Origin of the sequence: Cedecea sp. VD22, from assembly GCF_037150195.1 — a bacterium.
GTDB lineage: Bacteria > Pseudomonadota > Gammaproteobacteria > Enterobacterales > Enterobacteriaceae > Cedecea.
This window is the reverse complement of record NZ_JBBCPX010000001.1, coordinates 1,079,468-1,105,488: the sequence shown is the minus strand read 5'-3', so window position 1 is coordinate 1,105,488 and position 26,021 is coordinate 1,079,468. Positions and strand designations below refer to the sequence as shown.

27 protein-coding genes and 1 other annotated feature are annotated in these 26,021 nt (G+C 48.7%); of the genes, 10 read left to right on the top strand and 17 right to left on the bottom strand.

All coding sequences use genetic code 11. From position 1 onward, the window contains the following. Nucleotides 1–29 precede the first annotated feature (29 nt). A complete protein-coding gene (gene sbcB / locus WFK85_RS05185) occupies nt 30–1,457 on the top strand; it encodes an exodeoxyribonuclease I (protein ID WP_166991327.1) in 1,428 nt (475 codons plus the stop codon). Nucleotides 1,458–1,518: 61 nt separating this feature from the next. Here sbcB and WFK85_RS05180 read toward each other — a convergent pair whose 3' ends face one another. The 4 genes from WFK85_RS05180 to WFK85_RS05165 all read right to left on the bottom strand — a co-directional run bounded on the left by WFK85_RS05180 (nt 1,519) and on the right by WFK85_RS05165 (nt 5,079). After that, the gene (locus WFK85_RS05180; RefSeq protein ID WP_166872643.1) at nt 1,519–2,883 is read right to left on the bottom strand and encodes an APC family permease; all 1,365 of its coding nucleotides are present in this window, start codon (nt 2,881–2,883) and stop codon (nt 1,519–1,521) included. 154 nt (nt 2,884–3,037) lie between these two features. Then, nucleotides 3,038–3,274, bottom strand: a complete 237-nt coding sequence (locus tag WFK85_RS05175; protein WP_166991324.1) for a hypothetical protein — start codon at nt 3,272–3,274, stop codon at nt 3,038–3,040. 36 nt (nt 3,275–3,310) lie between these two features. Next, entirely contained in the window at nt 3,311–4,225 is a 915-nt protein-coding gene (locus tag WFK85_RS05170; protein WP_008455025.1) for a LysR substrate-binding domain-containing protein, read from the bottom strand. A 26-nt stretch (nt 4,226–4,251) separates the two neighbouring features. Continuing rightward, a complete protein-coding gene (locus tag WFK85_RS05165; RefSeq protein WP_008455027.1) occupies nt 4,252–5,079 on the bottom strand; it encodes an SDR family oxidoreductase in 828 nt (275 codons plus the stop codon). A 200-nt stretch (nt 5,080–5,279) separates the two neighbouring features. Here WFK85_RS05165 and hisL point away from each other — a divergent pair, with 200 nt between their 5' ends. The 9 genes from hisL (at nt 5,280) to hisIE (ending at nt 12,514) form a co-directional block, all read left to right on the top strand. Then, on the top strand, nt 5,280–5,330 hold the full coding sequence (hisL, locus tag WFK85_RS05160) for a his operon leader peptide (protein WP_126358378.1): 51 nt from the start codon (nt 5,280–5,282) through the stop codon (nt 5,328–5,330). After that, nucleotides 5,306–5,428: a sequence feature (His leader region), on the top strand. It overlaps the preceding gene by 25 nt. 37 nt (nt 5,429–5,465) lie before the next feature. After that, nucleotides 5,466–6,365, top strand: coding sequence for an ATP phosphoribosyltransferase (gene hisG / locus WFK85_RS05155; protein ID WP_008455029.1), 900 nt, complete (start codon nt 5,466–5,468; stop codon nt 6,363–6,365). A gap of 4 nt (nt 6,366–6,369) precedes the next feature. Beyond that, nucleotides 6,370–7,677 (top strand): histidinol dehydrogenase, encoded by a 1,308-nt coding sequence (gene hisD / locus WFK85_RS05150; protein ID WP_166991319.1) that lies wholly within the window; start codon nt 6,370–6,372, stop codon nt 7,675–7,677. After that, nucleotides 7,674–8,756, top strand: coding sequence for a histidinol-phosphate transaminase (gene hisC, locus WFK85_RS05145; RefSeq protein WP_166991315.1), 1,083 nt, complete (start codon nt 7,674–7,676; stop codon nt 8,754–8,756). The genes hisD and hisC overlap by 4 nt, the downstream gene beginning before the upstream one ends. Further along, complete coding sequence (gene hisB, locus WFK85_RS05140; protein ID WP_166991312.1) at nt 8,753–9,820, top strand: bifunctional histidinol-phosphatase/imidazoleglycerol-phosphate dehydratase HisB; 1,068 nt, start codon at nt 8,753–8,755, stop codon at nt 9,818–9,820. The genes hisC and hisB overlap by 4 nt, the downstream gene beginning before the upstream one ends. Continuing rightward, nucleotides 9,820–10,410, top strand: coding sequence for an imidazole glycerol phosphate synthase subunit HisH (gene hisH / locus WFK85_RS05135; RefSeq protein ID WP_039295104.1), 591 nt, complete (start codon nt 9,820–9,822; stop codon nt 10,408–10,410). The genes hisB and hisH overlap by 1 nt, the downstream gene beginning before the upstream one ends. Nucleotides 10,411–10,413: 3 nt before the next feature. Next, the gene (hisA, locus tag WFK85_RS05130) at nt 10,414–11,151 is read left to right on the top strand and encodes a 1-(5-phosphoribosyl)-5-[(5-phosphoribosylamino)methylideneamino]imidazole-4-carboxamide isomerase (protein WP_166991309.1); all 738 of its coding nucleotides are present in this window, start codon (nt 10,414–10,416) and stop codon (nt 11,149–11,151) included. Further along, nucleotides 11,133–11,909, top strand: a complete 777-nt coding sequence (gene hisF / locus WFK85_RS05125) for an imidazole glycerol phosphate synthase subunit HisF (RefSeq protein ID WP_166991306.1) — start codon at nt 11,133–11,135, stop codon at nt 11,907–11,909. Before hisA ends, hisF begins: the two co-directional genes overlap by 19 nt. Next, nucleotides 11,903–12,514: a bifunctional phosphoribosyl-AMP cyclohydrolase/phosphoribosyl-ATP diphosphatase HisIE gene (hisIE, locus tag WFK85_RS05120; protein ID WP_008455044.1), complete on the top strand. Its 612-nt coding sequence runs from the start codon at nt 11,903–11,905 to the stop codon at nt 12,512–12,514. The genes hisF and hisIE overlap by 7 nt, the downstream gene beginning before the upstream one ends. 58 nt (nt 12,515–12,572) lie before the next feature. Here hisIE and wzzB read toward each other — a convergent pair whose 3' ends face one another. The 13 genes from wzzB to rfbB all read right to left on the bottom strand — a co-directional run bounded on the left by wzzB (nt 12,573) and on the right by rfbB (nt 26,001). Further along, nucleotides 12,573–13,568 carry an LPS O-antigen chain length determinant protein WzzB gene (wzzB, locus tag WFK85_RS05115; protein ID WP_166991303.1) on the bottom strand — a complete coding sequence of 332 codons (996 nt, stop codon included), beginning with the start codon at nt 13,566–13,568 and terminating at the stop codon, nt 12,573–12,575. Nucleotides 13,569–13,800: 232 nt separating this feature from the next. Further along, nucleotides 13,801–15,210, bottom strand: coding sequence for an NADP-dependent phosphogluconate dehydrogenase (gndA, locus tag WFK85_RS05110; RefSeq protein ID WP_166872614.1), 1,410 nt, complete (start codon nt 15,208–15,210; stop codon nt 13,801–13,803). Nucleotides 15,211–15,358: 148 nt separating this feature from the next. Next, the gene (gene galE, locus WFK85_RS05105) at nt 15,359–16,369 is read right to left on the bottom strand and encodes a UDP-glucose 4-epimerase GalE (RefSeq protein WP_336707510.1); all 1,011 of its coding nucleotides are present in this window, start codon (nt 16,367–16,369) and stop codon (nt 15,359–15,361) included. Nucleotides 16,370–16,465: 96 nt separating this feature from the next. Further along, complete coding sequence (locus tag WFK85_RS05100) at nt 16,466–17,572, bottom strand: glycosyltransferase (protein ID WP_336707509.1); 1,107 nt, start codon at nt 17,570–17,572, stop codon at nt 16,466–16,468. A 2-nt stretch (nt 17,573–17,574) separates the two neighbouring features. Further along, entirely contained in the window at nt 17,575–18,720 is a 1,146-nt protein-coding gene (locus WFK85_RS05095; RefSeq protein WP_336707508.1) for an EpsG family protein, read from the bottom strand. Between the two features lies 1 nt (nt 18,721). Continuing rightward, a complete protein-coding gene (locus tag WFK85_RS05090; RefSeq protein WP_166991294.1) occupies nt 18,722–19,609 on the bottom strand; it encodes a glycosyltransferase in 888 nt (295 codons plus the stop codon). 2 nt (nt 19,610–19,611) lie between these two features. Further along, nucleotides 19,612–20,601 (bottom strand): glycosyltransferase, encoded by a 990-nt coding sequence (locus WFK85_RS05085; protein WP_166991291.1) that lies wholly within the window; start codon nt 20,599–20,601, stop codon nt 19,612–19,614. After that, complete coding sequence (locus WFK85_RS05080; protein WP_166991289.1) at nt 20,582–21,865, bottom strand: oligosaccharide flippase family protein; 1,284 nt, start codon at nt 21,863–21,865, stop codon at nt 20,582–20,584. The genes WFK85_RS05085 and WFK85_RS05080 overlap by 20 nt, the downstream gene beginning before the upstream one ends. A gap of 229 nt (nt 21,866–22,094) precedes the next feature. After that, nucleotides 22,095–23,198, bottom strand: coding sequence for a DegT/DnrJ/EryC1/StrS family aminotransferase (locus WFK85_RS05075; protein ID WP_008455057.1), 1,104 nt, complete (start codon nt 23,196–23,198; stop codon nt 22,095–22,097). A 3-nt stretch (nt 23,199–23,201) separates the two neighbouring features. Next, nucleotides 23,202–23,660 carry an acyltransferase gene (locus tag WFK85_RS05070; protein WP_008455058.1) on the bottom strand — a complete coding sequence of 153 codons (459 nt, stop codon included), beginning with the start codon at nt 23,658–23,660 and terminating at the stop codon, nt 23,202–23,204. After that, a complete protein-coding gene (locus WFK85_RS05065) occupies nt 23,661–24,056 on the bottom strand; it encodes a WxcM-like domain-containing protein (protein WP_166991286.1) in 396 nt (131 codons plus the stop codon). Nucleotides 24,057–24,064: 8 nt separating this feature from the next. Further along, on the bottom strand, nt 24,065–24,928 hold the full coding sequence (gene rfbA / locus WFK85_RS05060) for a glucose-1-phosphate thymidylyltransferase RfbA (RefSeq protein WP_008455060.1): 864 nt from the start codon (nt 24,926–24,928) through the stop codon (nt 24,065–24,067). After that, nucleotides 24,928–26,001: a dTDP-glucose 4,6-dehydratase gene (gene rfbB / locus WFK85_RS05055; RefSeq protein ID WP_166991283.1), complete on the bottom strand. Its 1,074-nt coding sequence runs from the start codon at nt 25,999–26,001 to the stop codon at nt 24,928–24,930. The genes rfbA and rfbB overlap by 1 nt, the downstream gene beginning before the upstream one ends. Between the last annotated feature and the right edge of the window lie 20 nt (nt 26,002–26,021).

Sequence of the window (26,021 nt, the reverse complement as noted above, 5' to 3'; positions counted from 1 at the left end):
TGATGATAACTAGCTCAATGGTAACCTCTGTGTCCGATTCTGCCTCACTTGCTACCTTTCTGTTTCACGATTACGAAACCTTCGGCAAAAGCCCTTCGCTGGACAGACCGGTCCAGTTTGCCGCGATTCGCACCGACAGCGAATTTAACGTTATTGGCGAACCGGAAGTGTTTTACTGCAAGCCTGCGGATGACTACCTGCCCCAGCCTGAAGCCGTGATGATCACCGGCATAACGCCCCAGCAGGCGCTGGCGCACGGCGAGAACGAAGCGGCCTTCGCGAAGCGTATTCACGACATCTTCACGGTGCCAAAGACCTGCGTGGTGGGCTACAACAACGTGCGCTTCGACGATGAAGTGACGCGGAATATTTTTTACCGTAATTTTTACGATCCGTATGCCTGGAGCTGGCAGAACGACAATTCCCGCTGGGATTTGCTCGACGTGATGCGCGCCTGTTACGCCCTGCGTCCCGAAGGCATTGTCTGGCCGGAAAATGAGGACGGGCTGCCGAGCTTCCGCCTTGAGCACCTGACCAAAGCCAACGGCATTGAACACGCTAACGCACACGATGCGATGTCAGACGTTTACGCCACCATCGCGATGGCTCAGCTAGTGAAAACCCGCCAGCCGCGCCTGTTTGAGTATCTCTACAGCCATCGCTCAAAGCAGAAGTTACAGACGCTGATTGATATCCCGCAGATGAAGCCGCTGGTCCATGTATCCGGCATGTTCGGCGCCCAGCGCGGCAATACCAGTTGGATAGCGCCGCTGGCCTGGCACCCGGACAACCGCAATGCGGTGATAATGGTCGACCTGGCCGGGGATATCTCGCCGCTGCTGGCGCTGGATGCCGCCACCCTGCGTGAACGCCTGTACACACCCAAAGCCGAACTGGGTGATAACGCAGCGGTGCCGATCAAGCTGGTGCATCTGAATAAATGTCCGGTGCTGGCCGTCGCCAACACCCTGCGCCCGGAAGATGCTGCACGCCTCGGCATTAACCGCCAGCAATGCCTTGATAACCTGAAAGTACTGCGCGAACACCCGGAAGTGCGTGAGAAGGTGGTGGCGCTGTTTGCCGAAGCCGAGCCGTATGTGCCTTCCGATAACGTCGATGCCCAGCTTTACAACGGCTTCTTTAGTGACGCCGACCGTGCCGCAATGCGCATCGTGCTGCAAACCGACCCGCAGAATCTGCCGGCGCTGGATATCACCTTTGCCGATAAGCGCATTGAGAAGCTGTTGTTCAACTACCGCGCGCGCAACTGGCCGGGCACGTTAAGCGAAGATGAGCAGAACCGCTGGCTGCAGTATCGCCGGGACGTGCTTTCCCAGGAAGCTCTGCAGGCCTATGCTCTTGAGCTGGAAGCGCTGTATAACCAGCATGAAGGGGATAAAGAGAAAATGGCGCTGCTGAAATCGTTATTTGAATATGCCCAGTACCTGGTCGGTTAACCCTTTTGACAGATAAAAAAATGGCTCCCTTTGGGAGCCATTTTTATTGCTTCGAAACTGATTAAGCGATGTCTTCGTTGTACTGAGGCACCGGGTTACGGAAACTGCGGGTCACGCAGGCCACGTAAATCAGGCCGATCGCACCCCAAATCAGGCCGAGAATCATCGAGCTTTGTTCCAGGTTAATCCACAGCGCACCCACGGTCAGGGCACCAATCGTCGGCAGAACCAGGAAGTTCAGGTGATCTTTGAACGTCTTGTTGCGCTTTTCGCGGATCCAGAACTGCGAGATAACCGACAGGTTAACGAAGGTAAAGGCAACCAGTGCACCGAAGTTAATCAGCGCGGTGGCGGTAACCAGGTCAAAGTCGATAGCCATCAGCGCAACTGCGCCCACCAGCAGCACGTTGAACGCCGGGGTACGCCATTTCGGATGAATATACCCAAAGAAGCGGTTCGGGAACACGCCGTCACGACCCATCACGTACATCAGGCGGGAAACGCCAGTGTGCGCGGCCATACCGGAAGCCAGTACGGTAATGGTGGAGAAGATCAGCGCGCCAACCTGGAAGGCTTTACCCGCCACAAACAGCATGATTTCCGGCTGAGACGCATCCGGATCCTTGAAGCGAGAGATATCCGGGAAGTACAGCTGCAGGAAATAGGTGGAGACGATGAAGATCAGGCCACCAATCAGCGCGGTCAGGAAGATAGCGCGCGGAATCACACGCTCGGCGTTCTTGGTCTCTTCAGACAGGTTGCTGATGCCGTCAAACCCGGTAAACGAGAAGCACAGGATTGTCGCGCCGGTAATCATCGGCACAATATGCGCGTTCTCGGACCAGAACGGCTTGCTGCTTGTCAGCGTACCCGCACCTTCACCGCCCGCAACGCCGTACACCACCATTCCCATGATTACCGCAATCAGCAGAATCTGCAGGATAACGATGATGCTGTTGAAGTTGGCGACAGTTTTAACGCTGCGCAGGTTAGAAACGGTCATAAAGCCGACCAGCACGACCACGAAGATCCACGACGGCACCTCAGGCACCAGCGCTTCAAAGTAGATTTTTGCCAGCAGGATGTTAATCATCGGCGCGAACAGGTAGTCCAGCAGCGACGACCAGCCCACCATAAAACCGACCAGCGGGTTAATGGATTTTTGGGCGTAGGTATAAGCGGAACCCGCAGACGGGAAACGACGCACCAGCTTGCCATAGCTCAGCGCGGTGAACAGGATCGCCACCAGAGCAAAGGCATAAGCCGTCGGCACATGGCCATCGGTCATCCCGGAAACAATACCGAAAGTATCAAACAAGGTCATCGGCTGCATGTAGGCAAGGCCCATCATGACTACCGGTACCAGCGTCAGGGTCTTACGCAGACCTGGGCGGGTGTTTGCACCTGCGGTGACGTTAAGCGACATGGTTGTTTCCCTCAGTGGAGAAAGCCTGCGCAAAAGCAAAAATCTGCCCCATCTTAATTTCCTCGGCGACACGACTGTCGTTTTTTAAAAGCTAGTATCTATCCGGTACGAAGCCCGGCCTCTTGGTTTTTTTGGCAAATGCCGTTTGTCTGACTTAATTGATTGCAAAAAAATAACCGACGTCTCTTAAACGTCGGTTAGTTTTCTCTTTTGCAGGCCGCGTATTTTGCACCATACGAAGGCACAATGACAAGATGTTAAAGCCATCTTTGGCAATTTCTTTTTCAGCGCCTGGCGGAAGTAAAAACTCCCACATCCAGCACGGCAGAAGAAGATAATCCCGTTCCGGCACATCGCTGCCATAACGCACTGCCTGACTGCCATTCAACATAGCCAGGTTAGTAAAATTCCGCCAGTCAAAAAGGCACTATTTTTCTACTGGCATATACACCTGGGCGATATGCGGGTCGGCGACGATTTTTTCTCGCCACCATTCGCTGGCAAGCCCGGCCGTTTGCTCATTCCAGCCAATCCAAACCGGTACATAAGGCACCTGCCCCGCAACCTGTTTTTCCACCAGCGCACCACTCTCAATATAGCGCTGCGCCATATAGCGCGGCATATACCCGCAGCCAATGCCGCTGATTTGCAGCTCGAGCTTGGTTTTGAAATCAAACACGGTGATCGCCTCCTGCTCTTCAAGCAAATGCAGCGCTCGGGCGGACTCGATTCTGGAGGTGTCTCCGACGACCACCGCCCGGGACTGCTTAACCAGCCGTCTGGGCAGTGGCTCCTCCGCTTTCGCCAGCGAATGATGTGGGGCGACAACAAAGACGATCTCCAGCCGGCCCAGAAGCGTAAAGCCAAAACCGCTCAGCGAAGGCGGCTCGCTCATCGCCCCGACAATAATGTCCGCCCGCCCTTCCGTGAGCGCCTCCCACGAGCCGCCAAGCACATCGTTGATAAATTTTAGCCGCGTTACGCTGTAGCTTTGATAGAACGCCTCGATTAAGGGCGTCAGCAGGGAAAAGGGAAAGGCGTTGTCCACGCCGATGGTGAGTTCGTGTTCCCAGCCCTGCTGGAGTTTGATCGCCTGCTTTTCCAGCTCGCGTACCGAATGCAGAATTTCCCTGCCTTTTTCCAGCAGGAGCTGGCCGGTTCGCGTAAAGCGCGCCCGGTGGCCGCTGCGGTCGAGGATTTGAATATTGAGGTCGCTTTCCAGCTTTTGCACGCTGTAGCTCAGCGCCGAAGGGGTTTTAAAGAGCTTTGCCGCCGCGGCAGCAAAACTCCCCTCTTTATCCAGCGCATCGAGAATGATCAGGACCTCCAGTAAAGGTTTCATATTCACTCCCGGATGTGCGGCTGAATTTACTGCATAGGCATAAGCAGCGGATTAGGATATTGATAGTCGAAGCCTAGCTCATTACAGATGCGGCTGCCGTCAATCAGCTTGCCGTGGCCGGTTGCCGCGTCTTTACGGAACGACGGGGCCTCAAGGCCAATTTGCCGCGCCATAAGCGAATAGAATTCTTCCCGCGTTGGGTGGGCCGGAGCACAAAGATTATAGACTCGCCCGCCTTTAGGTGCCTGAAGCAGCAGCGTGATGGCCGAAATCACATCTTCCAGATGCACGAGATTTACGCCGTGCTGCCCGTTTGCCACGTCCCTTTTCCCCGCTAAAAAACGCCCAGGATGGCGTTCCGGCCCCACCAGCCCCGCGAGGCGGAGGATATCCACGGACGTCCCCGGGAGTTTGTGCAGCCAGTCTTCCAGCTCTTTAAGCACTTTCCCGCTGGCGGTGACAGGTTTAAGCGGGGACGTCTCTTTTACGCTACCCTCGCCTTCCCCATACACGGAGGTCGAGCTGGTAAAAATAATGCGCGGCACGGAATGCGCCAGCGCGCTGTCGACTATTTCCTGCACCGCCTGCAGATAAAAATCATCGCCTTCTCCAGTGCGACGGGCGGGCAGCGTCACCACTAACGCGTCAACGTTCAGCAGCGCTTCCAGGTCTTCACTGTCGCAAACCAGTTCCGGCTGCAGATTCAGCTGATAACTTTCGATCCCGCACATGCGAGCTGCTTCTACGCCATCCAGCGTGGTTTTGCTGCCGGTGACCTGATAACCACGCGCTGACAATGAGAGCGCCAGCGGCATACCCAACCACCCCAACCCGACTATTGCGACCCTTTTCATGCCTTGTCTCCTGACCTTGCAGCATTATCTTCTGAAGAGTGAATTTAGCTCTCCGTTAAGGCTACGCCACCCGGGCAGAACTGACAATTCCCTCAGCCTTACAGAATATTAATCAGCGAGGAAAAAACCCCTTGCGCTCGGTGCGTCATCTGGTTTACGTTAATTGGCACATAATGAATAGTCATTCATACGAGAATTTTATGACACGCGCTCAGTTTAAAAACCACCATCATCACCATCACCCTGACTAGTCTTTCAGGCGATTGGTGCTGGGAGACGAAAAGATCTTCCAGTGGTGCGTGAACGCGAGAAAAAGCCCCCGGAAGATATCTTCCGGGGGCTTTTTTATTGGGCGTCAGACAGGAATTGATAAGGGGTAACTACCGATGACCGACAACAACCGTTTACGCATAGCTATGCAGAAATCTGGCCGTCTTAGCGATGATTCACGCGAATTACTCGCCCGCTGCGGCATAAAAATTAACCTGCACACCCAACGCCTGATTGCGCTGGCCGAAAACATGCCCATCGACATTCTGCGCGTGCGTGATGACGACATTCCAGGGCTGGTGATGGACGGCGTCGTGGACCTCGGTATCATCGGTGAAAACGTGCTCGAAGAAGAGCTGCTGACGCGCCGCGCCCAGGGCGAAGATCCGCGTTATTACACGCTGCGTCGCCTGGACTTTGGCGGCTGCCGCCTGTCGTTGGCCACCGCCGTAGACGAGCCGTGGGATGGCCCGGCCAGCCTCAACAACAAACGCATTGCGACCTCTTACCCGCACCTGCTGAAGCGTTACCTCGACCAGAAAGGCGTGCAGTTTAAATCCTGCCTGCTGAACGGCTCGGTGGAAGTGGCCCCGCGCGCCGGTCTGGCCGATGCCATCTGCGACCTGGTGTCTACCGGCGCAACCCTTGAAGCCAACGGGCTGCGTGAAGTCGAAGTTATCTACCGTTCCAAAGCCTGCCTGATCCAGCGTGACGGCGAAATGCCGGCAGCCAAGCAGCAGCTGATCGACAAACTGCTGACCCGTATCCAGGGCGTGATTCAGGCTCGCGAGTCCAAATACATCATGATGCACGCGCCAACCGAGCGCCTGGATGAAGTGATTGCCCTGCTGCCAGGCGCCGAGCGTCCAACCATTTTGCCGCTGGCCGGCGATCAGCAGCGCGTGGCGATGCACATGGTGAGCAGCGAAACGCTGTTCTGGGAAACCATGGAAAAACTGAAAGCGCTGGGTGCCAGTTCCATTCTGGTGCTGCCGATTGAGAAGATGATGGAGTGATGTGATGAGCAACTTCAACACGCTGATTAACTGGAACGACTGCGACGAAGGCGCGCGACGCGCGCTGCTAATGCGCCCGGCTATCTCCGCTTCGGACAGCATCACTCGCACCGTGGCGGAAATCCTGAACAACGTTAAAAGCAACGGCGATGCCGCCCTGCGTGAATACAGCGCGAAGTTCGATAAAACTGAAGTGAAGCAGCTGCAGGTCACTCAGCAGCAAATCGATGAAGCCGTCGCGAGACTCGGCAGCGAGATTAAAGAGGCGATGGCCGTGGCCGTCGCTAACATCGAAAAATTCCACCTCGCGCAGCAGCTTGCCCCGGTGGATGTGGAAACCATGCCCGGCGTGCGTTGCCAGCAGGTGACTCGCCCTGTAGCCTCCGTGGGCCTGTACATTCCCGGTGGATCCGCCCCGCTGTTCTCCACCGTGCTGATGCTGGCCACGCCTGCCCGCATTGCTGGCTGCAAAAAAGTCGTCCTTTGCTCCCCGCCGCCAATTGCCGATGAGATTCTCTACGCGGCCCAGCTTTGCGGCGTACAGGAAGTGTTTCAGGTCGGCGGCGCCCAGGCTATTGCCGCGCTGGCGCTAGGCACAGAAAGCATTCCGAAAGTGGACAAGATTTTTGGGCCTGGCAACGCCTTCGTCACCGAAGCAAAGCGCCAGGTCAGTCAGCGTCTCGACGGCGCAGCTATTGATATGCCTGCTGGCCCATCGGAAGTGCTGGTGATCGCCGACAGCGGCGCCACGCCTGATTTTGTCGCCTCCGACCTGCTTTCTCAGGCGGAACACGGCCCGGATTCTCAGGTGGTTCTGCTGACCCCGGACAGCACCATGGCCCTGGCCGTTGCCGATGCCGTTGAGCGCCAGCTTGCCGCCCTGCCGCGCGCAGAAACCGCACGCAAAGCGCTGGAAAGCAGTCGCTTAATTGTTGCCCGTGATTTAGCGCAGTGCATTGAGATTTCCAACCAATACGGTCCAGAGCATCTGATCATTCAGACCCGCAACGCCCGTGAACTGGTGGACGATATTACCAGCGCAGGCTCGGTATTTCTGGGCGACTGGTCGCCGGAATCCGCCGGGGATTATGCCTCCGGGACAAACCACGTCCTGCCGACCTACGGTTACACCTCCACCTGCTCAAGCCTCGGGCTGGCGGACTTCCAGAAGCGCATGACCGTGCAGGAGCTGTCTCCGCAGGGTTTTGCTTCTCTGGCAAAAACCATTGAAACCCTGGCCGCCGCCGAGCAGCTGACCGCCCACAAAAACGCCGTTACCCTCCGCGTCGCCGCCCTGAAGGAGCAAGCATGAGCCTCGAAGAGTTAGCCCGCGCCAACGTTCGCGCCCTGACCCCATATCAGTCTGCCCGCCGCCTGGGCGGGAACGGCGACGTCTGGCTGAACGCCAACGAATACCCAACGCCGGTAGAGTTCCAGTTAACCGCGCAGACGCTGAACCGCTACCCGGAGTGCCAGCCAAAGCAGGTCATCGCCAACTATGCCAGCTACGCAGGCGTGAAGCCTGAGCAGGTTTTGGTGAGCCGCGGCGCGGATGAAGGTATCGAACTGCTGATTCGCGCGTTCTGCGAACCGGGCAAAGACGCGATTCTCTATTGCCCGCCGACCTACGGCATGTACACCGTCAGTGCCGAAGCCTTTGGCGTAGAGTGCCGCACCGTGGCCACGCTGGATAACTGGCAACTGGATCTTCCGGCGATTGCAGAGAACCTCGACGGCGTAAAAGTTGTTTATGTTTGCAGCCCAAACAACCCAACCGGCCAGTTGATTAATCCGCAGGATCTGCGCGCGCTGCTGGAAATGACCCGCGATAAAGCGCTGGTCGTTGCCGATGAAGCCTATATCGAGTTTTGCCCCCAGGCGACGCTGGCAGGCTGGCTTCAGGAATATCCCAACCTGGTCGTACTGCGGACGCTCTCCAAAGCATTTGCGCTTGCAGGCCTGCGCTGCGGATTTACGCTGGCGAATGAGGAAGTGATCAACCTGCTGCTAAAAGTCATCGCCCCTTACCCGCTTTCTACACCGGTAGCTGACATCGCCGCCCAGGCGCTAAGCCCGCAGGGCATCAACGCGATGCGTGAGCGCGTGGCCGAAGTGCTGCTTAATCGCCAGTATCTGATCAATGAGCTGAAAAGCGTCCCTTGCGTTGAGCAGGTTTTCGACAGCGAAACCAACTACGTCATCGCCAGAATGACCGCCTCCAGCGCAGTCTTTAAATCACTGTGGGATCAGGGCATTATCTTACGTGACCAGAATAAACAACCGACGTTAAGCGGCTGCCTGCGCATCAGCATCGGCACGCGAGAAGAGTGCCAGCGCGCCATTGAGGCGCTGCGTCAGCAACCCGGCCTGCAGGCCACGGAGAGCAAATGAGCCAGAAAGTACTTTTTATTGACCGCGACGGGACCCTGATTTCCGAGCCACCGAGCGATTACCAGGTCGACCGCATGGAGAAACTCGCCTTTGAGCCTGCGGTGATCCCGGCTCTGCTGCAGCTGCAAAAGGCGGGTTACCGTCTGGTGATGATCACCAACCAGGACGGCCTGGGTACCGCCAGCTTCCCTCAGGCCGATTTCGACGGCCCGCACAACCTGATGATGCAGGTGCTGACCTCACAGGACATTCTTTTTGATGAGGTGCTGATTTGCCCTCACCTGCCAGCGGACAACTGCGACTGCCGCAAGCCGAAGCTGGCGCTGGTCACTGGCTACCTGCAGGACGGCGTGCTGGATAAAGCCAATAGTTACGTGATTGGCGACCGCGCCACGGACATTGAGCTGGCCGCAAACATGGGCATTCAGGGCCTGCGCTACAACAGCGATGGCCTGGACTGGAAGCAAATCGCCGAGAAACTCACTAAGCGCGATCGCTACGCCCACGTGGAGCGCAACACCAAAGAAACGCAGATTGACGTGAAGGTGTGGCTGGATCGTGAAGGCGGCAGCAAGATCGCCACCGGCGTCGGTTTCTTTGATCACATGCTGGACCAGATCTGCACCCACGGCGGCTTCCGCATGGAGATCGCGGTGAAAGGCGATTTATACATCGACGATCACCACACCGTGGAAGATACCGGTCTGGCGCTGGGCGAAGCGCTGAAGCTGGCGCTGGGCGACAAACGTGGCATCACCCGCTTTGGCTTTGTGCTGCCGATGGACGAATGCCTCGCCCGCTGCGCGCTGGATATCTCCGGCCGCCCGCACCTCGAATATAAAGCCGAGTTCAACTACCAGCGCGTGGGCGATCTCAGCACCGAAATGGTGGAACACTTCTTCCGCTCGCTCTCTTACACCATGGGCGTGACGCTGCACCTGAAGACCAAAGGCAAGAACGATCACCACCGCGTGGAGAGCCTGTTTAAAGTCTTTGGCCGCACCCTGCGCCAGGCGATTCGCGTAGAGGGCGATACGCTCCCCTCCTCGAAAGGAGTGCTCTGATGAACGTGGTGATCCTCGACACGGGCTGCGCCAACCTGCATTCGGTGAAATCGGCCATTCAGCGCCACGGCTATGAGCCGCTGGTCAGCCGTGACCCGGACGTGGTGCTGCGCGCCGATAAGCTTTTTCTGCCGGGCGTAGGCACCGCGCAGGCGGCCATGAACCAAATCATCGAGCGCGATTTGGTGGAGTTGATTAAAGCCTGTACCCAGCCCGTGCTGGGTATTTGCCTGGGAATGCAGCTTCTCGGCAGCCGCAGTGACGAAAGCCACGGCGTGGAAATGCTGGGCATTATCGACCAGCCGGTATTGCAGATGAAAGACTTCGGCCTGCCGCTGCCGCACATGGGCTGGAACCGTGTTTACCCGAAGGCGGGCGACCGCCTGTTCCGCGGCATTGAAGACGGGGCGTATTTCTACTTCGTTCACAGCTACGCGATGCCGGTCTGCGAAAACACCATCGCCCAGGCAAACTACGGTGAAGCCTTCACCGCGGCGGTGCAAAAAGATAATTTCTGGGGCGTTCAGTTCCACCCCGAACGTTCCGGTGCGGCTGGGGCTCAGCTGCTGAAAAACTTTCTGGAGATGTAGACGATGATCATTCCGGCTCTTGATTTAATTGACGGCAACGTGGTGCGTCTCCATCAGGGAGATTACGGCCAGCAGCGTGACTACGGCAGCGATCCGCTTCCGCGTTTACAGGATTATCAGGCTCAGGGTGCGGAAGTGCTGCACCTCGTTGACCTGACCGGGGCTAAAGATCCGGCGGCCCGCCAAATTCCTCTGCTGCAAAAACTGCTGGCTGGCGTGAGCGTGCCGGTTCAGGTTGGCGGCGGTGTGCGTACCGAGCAGGACGTTGAGGCCCTGCTGGATGCGGGTGCCGCTCGCGTGGTGGTTGGCTCCACCGCGGTGAAATCTCCGGCGCTGGTACAAAGCTGGTTTAAACGCTTTGGCGCCGATGCTCTGGTGCTGGCGCTGGACGTGCGCATTGATGCCGAAGGTAACAAACAGGTTGCGGTGAGCGGCTGGCAGGAAACCTCCGGCACCACGCTGGAACAGCTTGTCGATGAGTTCCTGCCGTTTGGCCTCAAGCATGTGCTGTGCACCGACATCTCTCGCGATGGCACGCTGGCAGGCTCAAACGTCGAACTTTATCAGGAAGTGTGCGCGCGCTTTCCGCAGGTCGCCTTTCAGGCTTCAGGCGGTATTGGCGGGCTGGATGATATTGCCGCCCTGCGCAACAGCGGCGTGAAAGGCGTGATTGTTGGGCGCGCGCTTCTGGAAGGTAAATTTAACGTGAAGGAGGCGATTTCATGCTGGCAAAACGGATAATCCCTTGCCTGGACGTGCGTGACGGCCAGGTCGTGAAAGGCGTGCAATTCCGTAATCACGAAATCATCGGCGACATCGTGCCGCTGGCGCAGCGCTATGCTCAGGAAGGCGCAGACGAACTGGTGTTTTATGATATCACCGCCTCGAGCGATGGCCGCGTGGTAGACAAAAGCTGGGTGACTCGCGTGGCGGAAGTGATCGATATTCCTTTCTGCGTGGCGGGCGGGATTAAATCCGTTGAGGATGCCGCGCAAATCCTGTCGTTCGGGGCGGATAAGATTTCCATTAACTCCCCTGCCCTGGCCGATCCTGAGCTTATCACTCGCCTGGCGGACCGCTTCGGCGTGCAGTGCATCGTGGTCGGCATTGATACCTGGTTTGACGCAGAAACCGGCAAATACAACGTGAATCAGTACACCGGCGACGAAAGCCGTACCCGCGTAACAAAGTGGGAAACGCTGGATTGGGTGCAGGAAGTGCAGAAGCGCGGCGCCGGGGAAATCGTCCTGAATATGATGAACCAGGATGGCGTGCGTAACGGCTATGACCTGACGCAACTGAATAAAGTGCGTGAAGTGTGTCACGTGCCGCTTATCGCCTCCGGTGGCGCAGGCACCATGGAACACTTCCATGAGGCCTTCCGCGATGCGGACGTTGACGGCGCTCTGGCAGCTTCCGTGTTCCATAAGCAAATTATCAATATTGGTGAACTGAAGGCGTTTCTGGTTCAGCAAGGCGTGGAGATTCGAGTGTGTTAACAGAACAACAGCTAGCCCAGCTGGACTGGGAAAAAACCGATGGCCTGATGCCGGTTATCGTTCAGCACGCGGTGTCCGGTGAAGTCCTGATGCTCGGCTATATGAACCAGGACGCGCTGGCAAAAACCCAGGAAAGCGGCAAAGTGACCTTCTTCTCGCGCACCAAACAGCGCCTGTGGACTAAAGGTGAAACGTCAGGCCATTTCCTGAACGTGGTACGTATTGCGCCAGACTGCGATAACGACACGCTGCTGGTGCTGGTGAACCCCATCGGCCCAACCTGCCACCTCGGCACCTCAAGCTGCTTTGGGGATACTCACCACGACTGGCTTTTCCTGTTTGAACTTGAACAGTTGCTGGCCTCGCGGAAAACTGCCGATCCCGCCAGTTCCTATACCGCCAAACTGTACGCCAGCGGCACCAAGCGTATTGCGCAGAAAGTGGGCGAAGAAGGCGTGGAAACCGCGCTGGCAGCAACCGTGAACGATCGTCACGAACTGACCAACGAAGCTTCTGACTTGATGTATCACCTGCTGGTGCTGCTGCAGGATCAGGATTTGGACTTGAGTACGGTGATTGAGAATTTACGGGCCCGGCATAAATAAGCCCTGGAACAGATGTCAAAAAGGCCGCTAATGCGGCCTTTTTGTTTTTTTAGCAAGCTTAGGCTGCTGATTTATAGTTACGCAGCGCGTTTCGCCCCAGGACATAGCCCGAGCCGACAATAATGCCCAACAAGGCGGCAAGCACCAGCGTCAGGCCTTTTTTCGGGCTGTCTTTACGCACCGGCAAAGTTGCCTTCATGACATACCGAAACGCATAGGTCGTTTCCGGCGTCGATTTTAATTCACTCACCGCAAGGAGCGACTGACGGGCGTTAAAATATGAGTTATCTAAAGGCAGCGGACGGGACGCTTCGTTCTTGATCATCGAAGAAAGCGCCTCGCTTCCCAGAACAAACAGCGTATCTTCAGACATTGTTTCAGCCTGTGAAACGGCAGGCTTAGTAATATTAGATTGCTGAGCCACCAACAGCGCCTGGTTCAGCTCATCCAGACGCTTTTGCTGTTTCTCCTTAGCAACTTTTTCTTTTGTGGCGAGCAGGTCTTTTAAATCGCTTATTTTTGCGTCAACGGAAGTTTTAAGGTCATCATCCAGCTCAGCGACAGTCCGCTTATTAATCTGCTGGAGATAAGTATTCAGTGTTGTCTGCGCCTGCTCAGCAGAACTCGCCACATAGCTAATCTTGAGCGGCAGCGGTTGATCCTTTCCGGCGGGTTCTATGGTCAGTTTTTCTGGTATTTGCTGATTGGCCAACTGCTCAGAGAGGGCCGAAATGGCAGAGTTGAATCGCCCAAAATAACGCTGTTGGATCTCGGCCAGCGAGGGCACAGCCTCTGGAGACTGGGCATTAAGAACGCTCATGGCATTGCTGTAGTTCGAAATCTGACCGGTATCCGGGAGCGTAACTATCGCCTCAGAAGTCCATTTTTCTGTTGCAAAAATGAGATAAGCAATAGCGATTAAGATGGCTAAAATCATTGCTGCCGCAATGGCGATTTTGCCTCGCCATAGCTGGATAAGAAGATCAATTAAATCAATATTTTCCTGTTGATTGCTGGTGTGTTCTTTCGCCACATTTAAGTCAGCTCGATTCATAATTGCCTTTGAAAAAATAATGAGAACAGCTTCGTATATTCATCAGATTTATAGTATAGAAAGATTGTAGGCAAAAGACCTTAATGATTTGTAAGGAAAAGATCGGAATTTGCTGAAAAATCAGCACAGAGACCGAATGCCAAAAAATCACAAAAATAAGCTGTGTGATATTTGACCAGATCTCAAATGTAAAAAAGGCCCTCGAAGGGCCTTTTATCTGAACGTGAAAAGATCAGTCAAGCCACTCGGTGTGGAAGACGCCCTCTTTGTCCGTGCGCTTATAGGTATGCGCCCCGAAATAGTCACGCTGCGCCTGAATCAGGTTAGCCGGCAGCACTGCTGCACGGTAGCTGTCGTAGTAGGCAATGGCTGCGGAGAAGGTCGGCGTCGGGATACCGTTCTGTACCGCGTAAGAAATCACATCACGCAGAGCCTGCTGGTAATCGTCGGCAATCTTCTTGAAGTAAGGGGCCAACAGCAGGTTCGCAATAGCTGGCGTTTCAGCATAGGCATCGGTGATTTTCTGCAGGAACTGAGCACGAATGATGCAGCCCGCACGGAAAATCTTCGCAATTTCACCGTAGTTCAGATCCCAGTTATTCTCTTCAGACGCGGCACGCAGCTGGGAGAAGCCCTGAGCATAAGATACGATTTTACCCAGGTACAGTGCGCGACGAACTTTCTCGCTGAACTCAGCTTTGTCACCGGTGAAGGGCTTGGCCTGCGGGCCACTCAGCACTTTAGACGCCGCTACACGCTGCTCTTTCAGGGAAGAGATATAACGCGCGAACACGGATTCGGTAATCAGAGACAGCGGCTCGCCGAGATCCAGAGAGCTCTGGCTGGTCCATTTCCCGGTACCTTTGTTGGCCGCTTCATCCAGGATCACATCGACAAGATATTTACCCTCTTCATCTTTTTTAGTAAAGATGTCCTTGGTGATGTCGATCAGGTAGCTGCTCAGCTCGCCTTTGTTCCACTCGGTGAAGGTTTCAGCCAGCTCTTCGTTGGAGAGATCCAGGCCATGCTTCAGCAGGGAGTAGGCCTCTGCAATCAGCTGCATATCGCCGTATTCGATGCCGTTATGCACCATCTTCACGTAGTGACCAGCACCATCAGGACCGATGTACGTTACGCAAGGCTCGCCGTCTTCCGCAACCGCAGCGATTTTGGTCAGGATTGGCGCAACCAGCTCGTAAGCGTCTTTCTGGCCGCCAGGCATGATAGATGGGCCTTTCAGGGCGCCCTCTTCACCGCCGGAAACACCGGTCCCGATGAAGTTAAAGCCTTCAGCAGACAGGTCACGGTTACGACGAATAGTGTCCTGGAAGAAAGTGTTCCCGCCATCAATGATGATGTCGCCCTTATCGAGGTAAGGCTTCAGGGAGTCGATGGCAGCATCGGTACCTGCGCCCGCTTGCACCATCAACAGGATGCGACGTGGTGTTTCGAGGGACTCAACGAATTCTTTTACAGTGTAGTAAGGAACCAGTTTCTTGCCCGGGTTCTCTGCGACAACTTCTTCAGTCTTCTCACGGGAGCGGTTGAATACGGAAACGGTATAACCACGGCTTTCGATGTTCAGCGCCAGGTTGCGCCCCATCACGGCCATACCCACAACGCCGATCTGCTGCTTGGACATTACATACTCCTGTCAGGTGTGCTCACCGCGCCCTACACGCGGCTCTAAATGTGGCTTTGATGTTAACTCACTCTGCGAAAAATAGGTAAACTTTGCTGCGTGAAGTCGCACGTAGTGCACTATCAGACCAGATTCTGCTCAATGGCTATCATTCGTAACCGTTCGGATTCGTTTTCTGCCAATGCCATGAATCCCTGACCATATCATCAAGATTTCTGGTTGCTGACCAGTTCAGCTCTTTTAAAGCGAGACTTGGGTCTGACCAACATTCAGCGATATCTCCAGGCCTGCGTCCGGCAAAAACATAGGGGATAGGTCGCTCAATAACGCGTTCATAAGCTTCAATCAGGTCAAGTACAGAGTAGCCAATACCCGTCCCCAGATTGTATGTTTTACAGCCACCGGTCTCCATATGCTGTAATGCCGCAATGTGCCCTTCGGCTAAATCCATTACGTGGATATAATCTCGCACGCCGGTTCCATCTTTAGTCAGGAAATCATTACCGTAGACCGAGACTTGTTGCAACTTACCCACCGCAACCTGGCTAATGTAAGGCACCAAATTATTTGGAATACCATTAGGATCTTCGCCAATAAGTCCGGACTTGTGAGCCCCAACAGGATTGAAATATCTTAATATTGTAATGTCGAAATCAGGAGTAGCTTTTGCTATATCTTGCAAAATCTGTTCAACCATCAACTTAGACGTTCCGTAAGGATTGGTTGTACCACCAATTTTTGAACATTCAGATAATGGAACAGATTCCGGTTGGCCATATACTGTCGCTGAAGAGCTAAAAATGAATTTCTTAACATTGAAGTTATTCATTTCTTCGAGCAATACTATGCTTCCTGACACATTATTATCATAATAGCTAAGCGGCTCACGCACAGACTCACCAACAGATTTAAGCCCAGCGAAGTGAATAACACTATCAATTTTATGGCCACAAAATATTTTTTTTAGTAACTCGCGATCACGCACGTCACCGTCATAATTGACAAAATCAGCACCTGTTATTTTTTTAACACGACGCAAGGACTCAGAAGAAGAATTGAAAAAATTATCTAACACAACAACTTCATAGCCTTGCTCAAGAAGGCACAGGACCGTATGCGAACCGATATAACCAGCCCCACCCGTTATCAATACTGCCATTTTGTTGCCTCAGATTTTAATATAAAAAAACAAATCTAGCTCATGCTTTTTTTGGCTATTTATAGCAATCATATAAAAAGCCAAATTTTGGACTGGCTAGTTTTTCTTTGATTCCGTTTTATCAAAGAAAATTTTCATCCATTGATCAGTGATAAAGTCAATCGAGAAATTATCTTCAATGTGTATTCTATTTCTACATTTAATATCAGCTCTACTATTCGGTGGAAGATTCATGATCTCATGAATCTTTTTGGCGAGAGCTTTAGAATCAGAAATAGGGACCACAAACCGTTCATCGCCTATAACCTCAGCTACACCACCAGAGTTAGTACCCACGACGAGACATTCAGATGACATTGCTTCAGCCGCAACCAACCCAAAACCTTCCCATTTAGATGAAGAGACAAATATGTCACATGCGGAGTAATATTGTGACACATCATTGAGACTTCCCAGCAAGGAAACACGTGATGCAACATCTAACTCATGAATAATCCGCTCAATATCTACGCGGAGTTCTCCATCGCCAATGATAACAAGCTTATAGTTTACAGGCAGTATTTTAAAAGCATGAAGGAGATTAGGGTAATCTTTTGCGTCAGTCAGTCTTCCAACCGCAAGAATAAGTTTTTCATCAGTAAGAATAGAGAGTTGGTCGCGCAGATGTTCATGAGCGTTATTATCAAATTTAAACTCATCCGTGTTCACACCGTTATAAACAGCAATGGACTTAAGAGCAGAAAAAGCCTTTTTTTTAATAAACTCATCCAAAGCCTCTTTACTGACATTTGTTGTAACATCGCAAAGAAAATCTGTCATACGATAAGTCAGCATTCTAATTTTACCACCCTCATTTTTGCTATGGGCAGTGCAAACTAGTTTAAACTTATTTCTACAGAACAAGCGAGTTATTCTTGCCATAATATTCGCGTGAAACATATGGCTATGAACAATGTCAGGAGCGAAATCTTTAATTATTTTGGCAAGCCTAAACACAGCAGCAATAAATCCAAGCGGACTTTTGTTCATTCCAAGATTTATTATATTGATACCAGTGCGAGGTGTAACTTCAACAGGTCCGGTAAGGCTAACAATTTCAACTTCATTGTTTTTTTCAAGATACTTGTCAGCAAGCAATGAAACTTGTTTTTCCGCACCACCTATGCCCAGCCCGGTAATAACCAACATTATTTTCTTATTCATGATCAGTAAGTCGCTTCTAATGTTTTACTAAATTTTTCGTGTGCCAGAGATTCGACATAACCTTTATCAAACAAACTTATAAACCTTAGGTCCATTGTGGTGAAGTTAATGGGTGCCTGAGCATTTCTGAAATAAGACGAAAGATTAATTGCCAGCATGAAGAAAACAAAAATAGATAAAAATAATGTATTGTACGTACGTATCGCGAACATGCGCCTGTGCGACGTCGGTGATATGATGCAAAAAACATATATCGCCAGGAAAAAGAATATAAAACTCACACGAGCAAGGAATGTTATGCTGCCGCTAAAAAAATGAACAACGGCACCAAGGAAAACCAACCTTGTCAAGAGTCTGATATTTTCGTGGCGGTCAATGGTTTTTCTATAACAGAAATAGATAACAATAAAGACAAGGTCAATTATGTTAAGCCATCCGATAGTCAAACTAATTGGATGCATTTCCATGTAGATGGAAATTTTTCTAAAAATAAGGTTAAATCCCGACAATTCATTGATTATCGCGGTACCTAAAAACATGAACGCAACAGCACCACCGATAAAAAACAAAGTACTGATCATAAATTTACCATGCTCTCTAATGGACGCTAGCATTACGGCAGGGATAATGATCAAGGAAGAAACGTGAAACAAAGACCCTAAAATTGAAAGTATAATGAACTTTCTAAAATTGTGATCTTCGTTATAATTAAGCACTGCATAAAAAACAATAATACAGGCTAAAAACTGCCTCAACTGCTCAAGTATTAAATTATAGCCGAATAACAATAATAGACAGCACCAAAATAATGGTTTATTAACCTGATAAGCCGCAAGTACCCTCGATAACAAACCAAAACAAATGAAATACCAGACAAGAATGACAAGTCCAAAATTGTTATTGAAAATGAACAACATTGCCTTGAATGATAAAACAAATCCTGGTTCAAAGGATATGTATGGATTATTCTCATATAAAATCTTTAAATAGTATATACTCCAGTCTACTCCATTTAAATAATATGCTGAGAATAATAAACTAAACATAATACAACAAAGAACACTCAGCATCGCTTTGGAGCGGTAGTTAAATTTCTCCCAGATCAACGAGAGCAATAGCATTGGAGTAGAAAGAAGCAAAACAAACATTTTATTTTTTTACCCTTTCATAAAGATAAATCAATAAATTAATGGGGTTCATCACTTTAAGAATCCGATATTTTTTACCTTTTGATACGCAGTACAGATTGAACTTGTGATGAAGATAACTAAGACAATTTCCGCTATCCCACCTTCTGGAGTTAACTTTCATTAAATCGCTTAAAAGTATTTTCCCGATGGCAGAAGTTCCCGATGAGGTAACTTGATTTGCGTGAATGCGATATAAAACGCTCGTGTACTCGAAAAACAATACGTTGATATTATTGTCGATAAACTTTAGCCATAGAGGTAAATCTTCTAATAACTTAAAATGTGTATCAAACCCTGAAAAGTGCTTCTTATTTATGAATGCACCGGGCGCCACATTATTAAAATGGATCATCGACAATTTGGCTTTCAGCCATGAAGGTTTTAATTGAATGACATCTTTGGTCCATGCCAATGGATAACGCTGTGGTTTTTCTACATGCAGACCAAACGTTTCAAAATAAGTAAATACTGCTCCTAATCTCTCAGTATTCTTGAGCCTCTCAAGTCTGGAAACAAAATTTTGGATGGCATCGGGCAAAAGCAGATCGTCAGAGCCAAGACACTTAATCCAGTCCCCTTTAATACTAGGTAATGCATTATTAAAGTTGGTAGTTATGCCATTATTTTTTTCACTTGGAATAAGCGTGCAATCAACACCAGGATGTGTTGTTTTCTTTTCCTCACACCAATCGCTAATAATGTTTACACTATTGTCTGTTGAACAATCATCTACAATAATAATTTCAATTTTTTTATATGATTGGTTGATACATGACTCTAGCGTTTCACGTATATAATTTTCAGCATTGAATGATGCAATGATAATTGAAATAAGTGGATTTTTCATGCTTACCTAAAAAATAGCTTTAATATAATAAGTTGCAGTCTTGATTTACGACTTAAGATGAATTCATATTTTCTTTGCGCATTGATAACCTGCAAAGTAGACTCTTTCAATGCGTTTCGCCAGGCTATTCGGGCATCCTTAGAGAATTGTTTATGCCAGCTTAGATAACGTCTAAAAACTCCCCACTGGGTACTAATAATTAACGTATATGCCGCAGCATCAAATTTATCTTCACAACATATTTTAGGTTCTTTTAAAATCTGTTGAAGAATAAATGCGTTATGGATAACCTTATAATAATTTTCGTTTACACGACGAGTTGTTGACTGCATGTTGTTGACAAAAAAATATTTCGCATCAGAGAAGGTTATTTTTTTTGCTAAGCCGAATGAAATACGACTGACGATTTCGTCGTTATTTAATAAGTTAACATGATTATTGTTATATTTATTATAAATATTATATGCCTGTAAAATTATTTCTTTTTTGTAAATACCAAATGCATGTATCCCCCAGATAGAAATACTGTTCGCCAGAGCATCCTTACCGCATACAGATTTTTTATCAGTATAATATGAAAACTTGCCGGAAATCTCTGAGCCAAGCTCGTTAACATAGCATAAATCAAATAGAGAAATATCAACTTCTGGACAATTGATAAAAGATTGCATTGCCAATTCGAGTGAATTATTTGCAAGTCCATCATCGCAATCAACAATAGCAACATAATCTCCAGTTGCTGCCATGATTCCGTTTTCTCTGGCTCTTGCGGCTCCCATATTACTCTGTTGCAATAAATTTATTTTAAAATTTTCAGAATGAAAATTCTTGGCTAAATGCACCGTATTATCAATAGAACCATCATCAACAATAACTACCTCAAAATCACTTATTGTCTGTTGTTCAAATTGCTTTAAGATTTTTATAATATTTTTTTCTTCATTGTACGCAGGCACAATTACACTGAGCGGGTTACTTTGATGCGATTTCATTACTTATAACCCTCTTCATGTGCCATAGGTATATTATCATTGTCGCGATCAAATAGAATGAATAGGTTATACAATAAGAAATACTTACGCCTTCAAGCCCAAAGGGAACGATTAAAAACTTGACTAATAATGGAAACAATATAGAAAATGATATTTCCAGGACTGCATTAATTTTAAAATAGCCTTTAGCCAAAAGAATGGTAGCAAAGAGCCAGCTCGATATTCTTAAAAAATCACCAATATTTTGGAATAGAAATAAACTTTTAGCCGTAGAAAAGTCTTTCGTGAATAAAATGCTAATAATCAAATCTTTCAATAAAAAGATACTTATCGCCATCACGAAAGCAAGCGGAATAACAATCACAACCCCGGATTTTAAAACTGAAATATAGTCTTTGAATGTCTTTGCTGCTGCTGTTTTAGGAAAATAATATACTGTCAATGCTGTTGTGAGAACGGCAAGATAAGCTTCTGATATTTTGGATACTGCCTGCCAATTCCCTGCATCTTCAATTGAAAAATTATTCGTCAATATCGTTCTGACAACAATAAGCGATATCGGTCCCGTTAAGGCACCAATGACCCCCATCAGAAAATACTTTCTCATCTCAGATAAATGATGTTTCGGTACCTGACCTAGCCAATATACTAACCTAAACCATGGTCTTTTTATAATAATAGTCAGAAGCAGGATGCCCGCAATAGCATTATTCAAAGCTGCGGCGAGCAGGGCTCCCTTGAGTCCCATGAAATAAACTAGTGCGGTCATTGACAAAAGTGCTGCAGCAATTGCAAGCACATTAGCAAGAAAGAATCGGTTGTATTCACCTAAGCCATTAAGTACACCGAGAAATAAATTGTTGATTATATTTAATGGCAATACCATTAATGCCACTATAATCAGCCAATAGAGCTCTTTACTCTGGAATAGTAAATTCGAAATATTTCCAGAAAAAAGAACACCAACGGTGATAATAAAGCAACAGGCTATTATTGAAAGTTTGATTGATGCACGCCAGTAGGGTTGGGCTTTATCATAATCGCTTTTATTCTCGGCTGAGTAACGATTTACCCCCTGGGATACCTGTGAAGAAATAAAGCCATTAACAAAAGTAACAAAGTTCTGTAACTGTCCAAGGTTAGCAATGCCAGCAGGACCCGTATATATTGCAACTACTTTTGATATGAGTAAACCGCAAATCAAACGAAAACATGTTACAACGCCACTAAGAATAGTAACTTTGGCAAAATTCATTTTTTCCATTTTACATCACTTTTAATACAGGTTTAGCACTGGTTATTTATCTCTTGTATTTCATCATTAGATAATGAATAAGAAATATAGACAGTGTGACGTTACCCACTAAACGCTAGCTTCAGTACTCTGCTTGAAAAATAAAAAGCGTATGCTATTCGCAGAAACGTGTGGCGTTGTAAAAGAAAAGGCTGTCACCAAAAGCATGTACAGCCAATCGCATTATAATTATTGATATTTAGACGGAAAATGAATTAATGGTTCTAATAATGAAGTCCACATCACTGTCGGATAGATTAGGATCCATTGGCAAGGACAGAACCTGACGATGAATGCTCTCAGTTATTGGCAGCTCTAAATGACTGTACTGTTTATAAGCTTGCTGATGATGAGGAGGAATCGGATAATGAATTAATGTTTGAATCCCATTCTCAGTCAGATATTGTTGTAATGCTTCTCTATGTTTAGTCTGTATTACAAACAAGTGCCAAACATGTTCTTCATCAACGGATAGTGTTGGTAATTGAACATGAGAATTTTTTATCTCATTTAAATATTTATTGGCTATTTTTCTTCTTAATTCAGTCTCTTTATCAAGATAAGGCAGCTTAACACGCAGCATTGCTGCCTGTATTTCATCAAGGCGACTGTTGTAACCAATATAAATATTCTCATATTTTTTATGAGAGCCATAATTGCGCAGCGCTTTTAGTACACTAACCAACTCATCGCTATTCGTGGTGATAATACCTGCATCACCAAGTGCGCCTAAATTTTTCCCTGGGTAAAGGCTAAATCCTGACGCATCCCCCCACGCCCCCGCCTTCTTTCCACCGATAGAAGCACCATGTGACTGAGCACAGTCCTCTAACACCAGCAGATTATTCTCTTCGGCGAACCTCATGATTTCTGGCATAGGCGAAATTTGACCATATAAATGTACTGGTAAAATGGCTTTTACCCCATCATCCCAGGATTTAGATAGTCCATCATAGGTCATATTAAATGTACTACTATCCGGCTCAACCAGCACAGGAATTAGATTATTCTGCGTGATCGCCATTATAGAAGCTATATAAGTGTTCGCCGGGACCATGACCTTGTCATTATCTTTTAGCTTACCGAGTTCTTTCCATGCACGAAGAACCAAAATAAGGGCATCAAGACCGTTGGCAACGCCAATTGCATATTTTACATTACAATACTCTGCAAACTCAGACTCAAAAGCAGATAGCTCTTCGCCCTGTATATACCAGCCAGATTGAATAACACGTTCACAGGCTGACAATAATTCCTTTTCATATTTGTTATTGATTTGTTTAAGGTTTAGAAAATTAATCATTTTTTAATCCAATTTTTTGATGATCTTTGCAGGATTGCCAACCACTACTACATTATCTGGCACATCTTTTGTTACCACTGCTCCAGCGCCGACCATGCTATTCTCACCGATTGTGATTCCAGGCAAAATGGTAGCATTAGCACCTATTGATGCATTTTTTTTGATATGTATTTCTGGGTATTTTTCTAAATGAACCTGCGAGCGAGGAAATTTATCATTTGTAAATACAACACAAGGACCGATAAAGACATTATCTTCAATTGTAGTCCCATCCCAAATATATACACCAGATTTAACCGTAACATTATTGCCAATAGACACGTTGTTTTCTATAAGAGCATTAGCACATATATTACAATTTTCACCAATTTTTGCATTTTTCAGAATAACAACAAACTGCCAAACACGCGTACCTGTACCTATATTTTCACTCTGCACATCGCTGAGAGGATGAATATACATTTACGCCACCGTATTTTTGAACTGTTCATAATTCCGTATATAATCGGACTCATCATATACATCACTCGCTAAAACCATGAGAATGCAGTCTGGTGAATAGTCATACATTTCATGCCATATCATTGGCTCAATTAACAGGCCACAAGCTGGACTATCCAATAAAACATTAACCTTCTCTTTACCATCGTCTAAAAGGAATCGGCAGGAACCTTTTACAGGTATTGCTACCTGCGTTAATTCCTTATGGGCATGGAAGCCTCGTCTGATTCCTTCAAGTGTGTCAAACATATAATAGACGCGTTTAATTGGAAAAGGTATGTTTTTGGCTTCTTCGAGCGCGACAAGAGAACCACGCTCATCGCCGTGAATTTGTAATGGAATAAAATCGATTTTCATAAGATTTCTTATTTCAAAAGTTTTAATAAATACTGGCCATAATGATTTTTTTTCAGAAGCTCTCCCCTGGCACTTAATTCTTTATCGTCCATCCAGCCATTGCGCCAGGCAATCTCTTCAGGGCAAGCAACCATCATGCCCTGCCTCTTCTGAACGGTTTCAACAAAGCTACCGGCTTCAATTAGACTGTCATGTGTGCCAGTATCAAGCCACGCAAAACCGCGGCCAAGCTGTTCAACATTTAATTGCCCGCGCTTGAGATACTCATCATTTATTGCGGTTATCTCTAATTCTCCCCGCTCGGAGGGTTTTACATTTTTTGCGATTTCAATGACCGCGTTATCGTAGAAGTAAAGCCCGGTCACCGCCCAATGAGATTTCGGCTGGGAGGGTTTTTCTTCTATGGAAATAGCTTTGTTGTTTTCATCAAATTCGACCACGCCAAAGCGCTCAGGATCCATAACCTGATAACCAAAAACGGTTGCGCCTGTTTCACGCTGCGCCACGGCTTTTAATTTAGGGCTAAAACCTTGTCCAAAGAAAATATTATCGCCGAGCACAAGGCAAACCGAATCGTTGCCGATAAACTTCTCGCCAATAATAAATGCCTGCGCTAAGCCATCCGGTGTAGGCTGGACTTCATACGTCAGGTTAATGCCCAAGGCGCTGCCATCACCCAATAATCTAATGAAACTGTCTTGATCTTCCGGCGTGGTGATAATCAGGATGTCGCGAATTCCCGCCAGCATTAACACTGACAGCGGGTAATAAATCATCGGCTTATCATAAATCGGGAGTAGTTGCTTAGAGACGCCCATCGTTATTGGATACAAACGAGTGCCGGATCCTCCGGCCAGAATGATACCTTTCATTATTCCAATCCTAAGCGTTCACGTTGATAGCTGCCATCCTGGACGCGCTGGCACCATTTCTGATTTGCCAGATACCATTCCACCGTTTTACGGATCCCACTTTCGAAGGTTTCCTGTGGTTTCCAGCCCAGCTCAAGGCCAATTTTCTCGGCATCGATCGCGTAACGGCGATCGTGCCCCGGGCGATCGGCCACATAGGTGATCTGCTCGCGGTAGGAGCCTTCCTTTGGAACGATTTCATCCAGCAGACAGCAAATAGTTTCTACCACATCAAGGTTTTGCTTCTCGTTGTGGCCACCAATATTGTAGGTTTCGCCAATCTTACCCTGGGTCACCACAGTATACAGCGCCCGCGCGTGGTCTTCGACGTAAAGCCAGTCACGAATCTGGTCGCCTTTACCGTAAATCGGCAGCGGCTTACCTTCCAGCGCATTCAGAATAACCAGCGGGATCAATTTCTCAGGGAAATGATATGGGCCATAATTATTAGAACAGTTAGTAACGATAGTTGGCAGGCCATAGGTACGCAGCCAGGCGCGGACCAGGTGGTCGCTGGAGGCTTTAGAGGCAGAATATGGGCTGCTTGGCGCATAGGCTGTTGTTTCAGTAAACAGGGGTAATGTCTCGCCCTGCTCTACTTCATCTGGATGGGGAAGATCGCCATAAACTTCATCAGTGGAAATATGATGGAAGCGGAACGCTGCTTTTTTCTCGCCGCTCAGTTTAGACCAGTAGCGACGTGCGGCTTCCAGCAGGACATAAGTCCCAATAATGTTTGTTTCAACAAATGCCGCCGGGCCGGTAATAGAACGATCGACGTGACTTTCCGCTGCCAGGTGCATTACAGCATCGGGCTGATGCTGAGTAAAAATACGTTCGATTGCTGCGCTATCACAAATATCTGCTTGTTCGAAACAATAACGCTCATCAGCACTGACACTGGTTAGAGATTCAAGGTTACCAGCATAAGTTAACTTATCAACATTAACGACATGACTCTGCGTGTTTTTAATAATATGACGTACAACGGCAGACCCAATAAAGCCCGCTCCACCAGTGATTAGAATTTTCATTTCGACTCTACACTAATTAC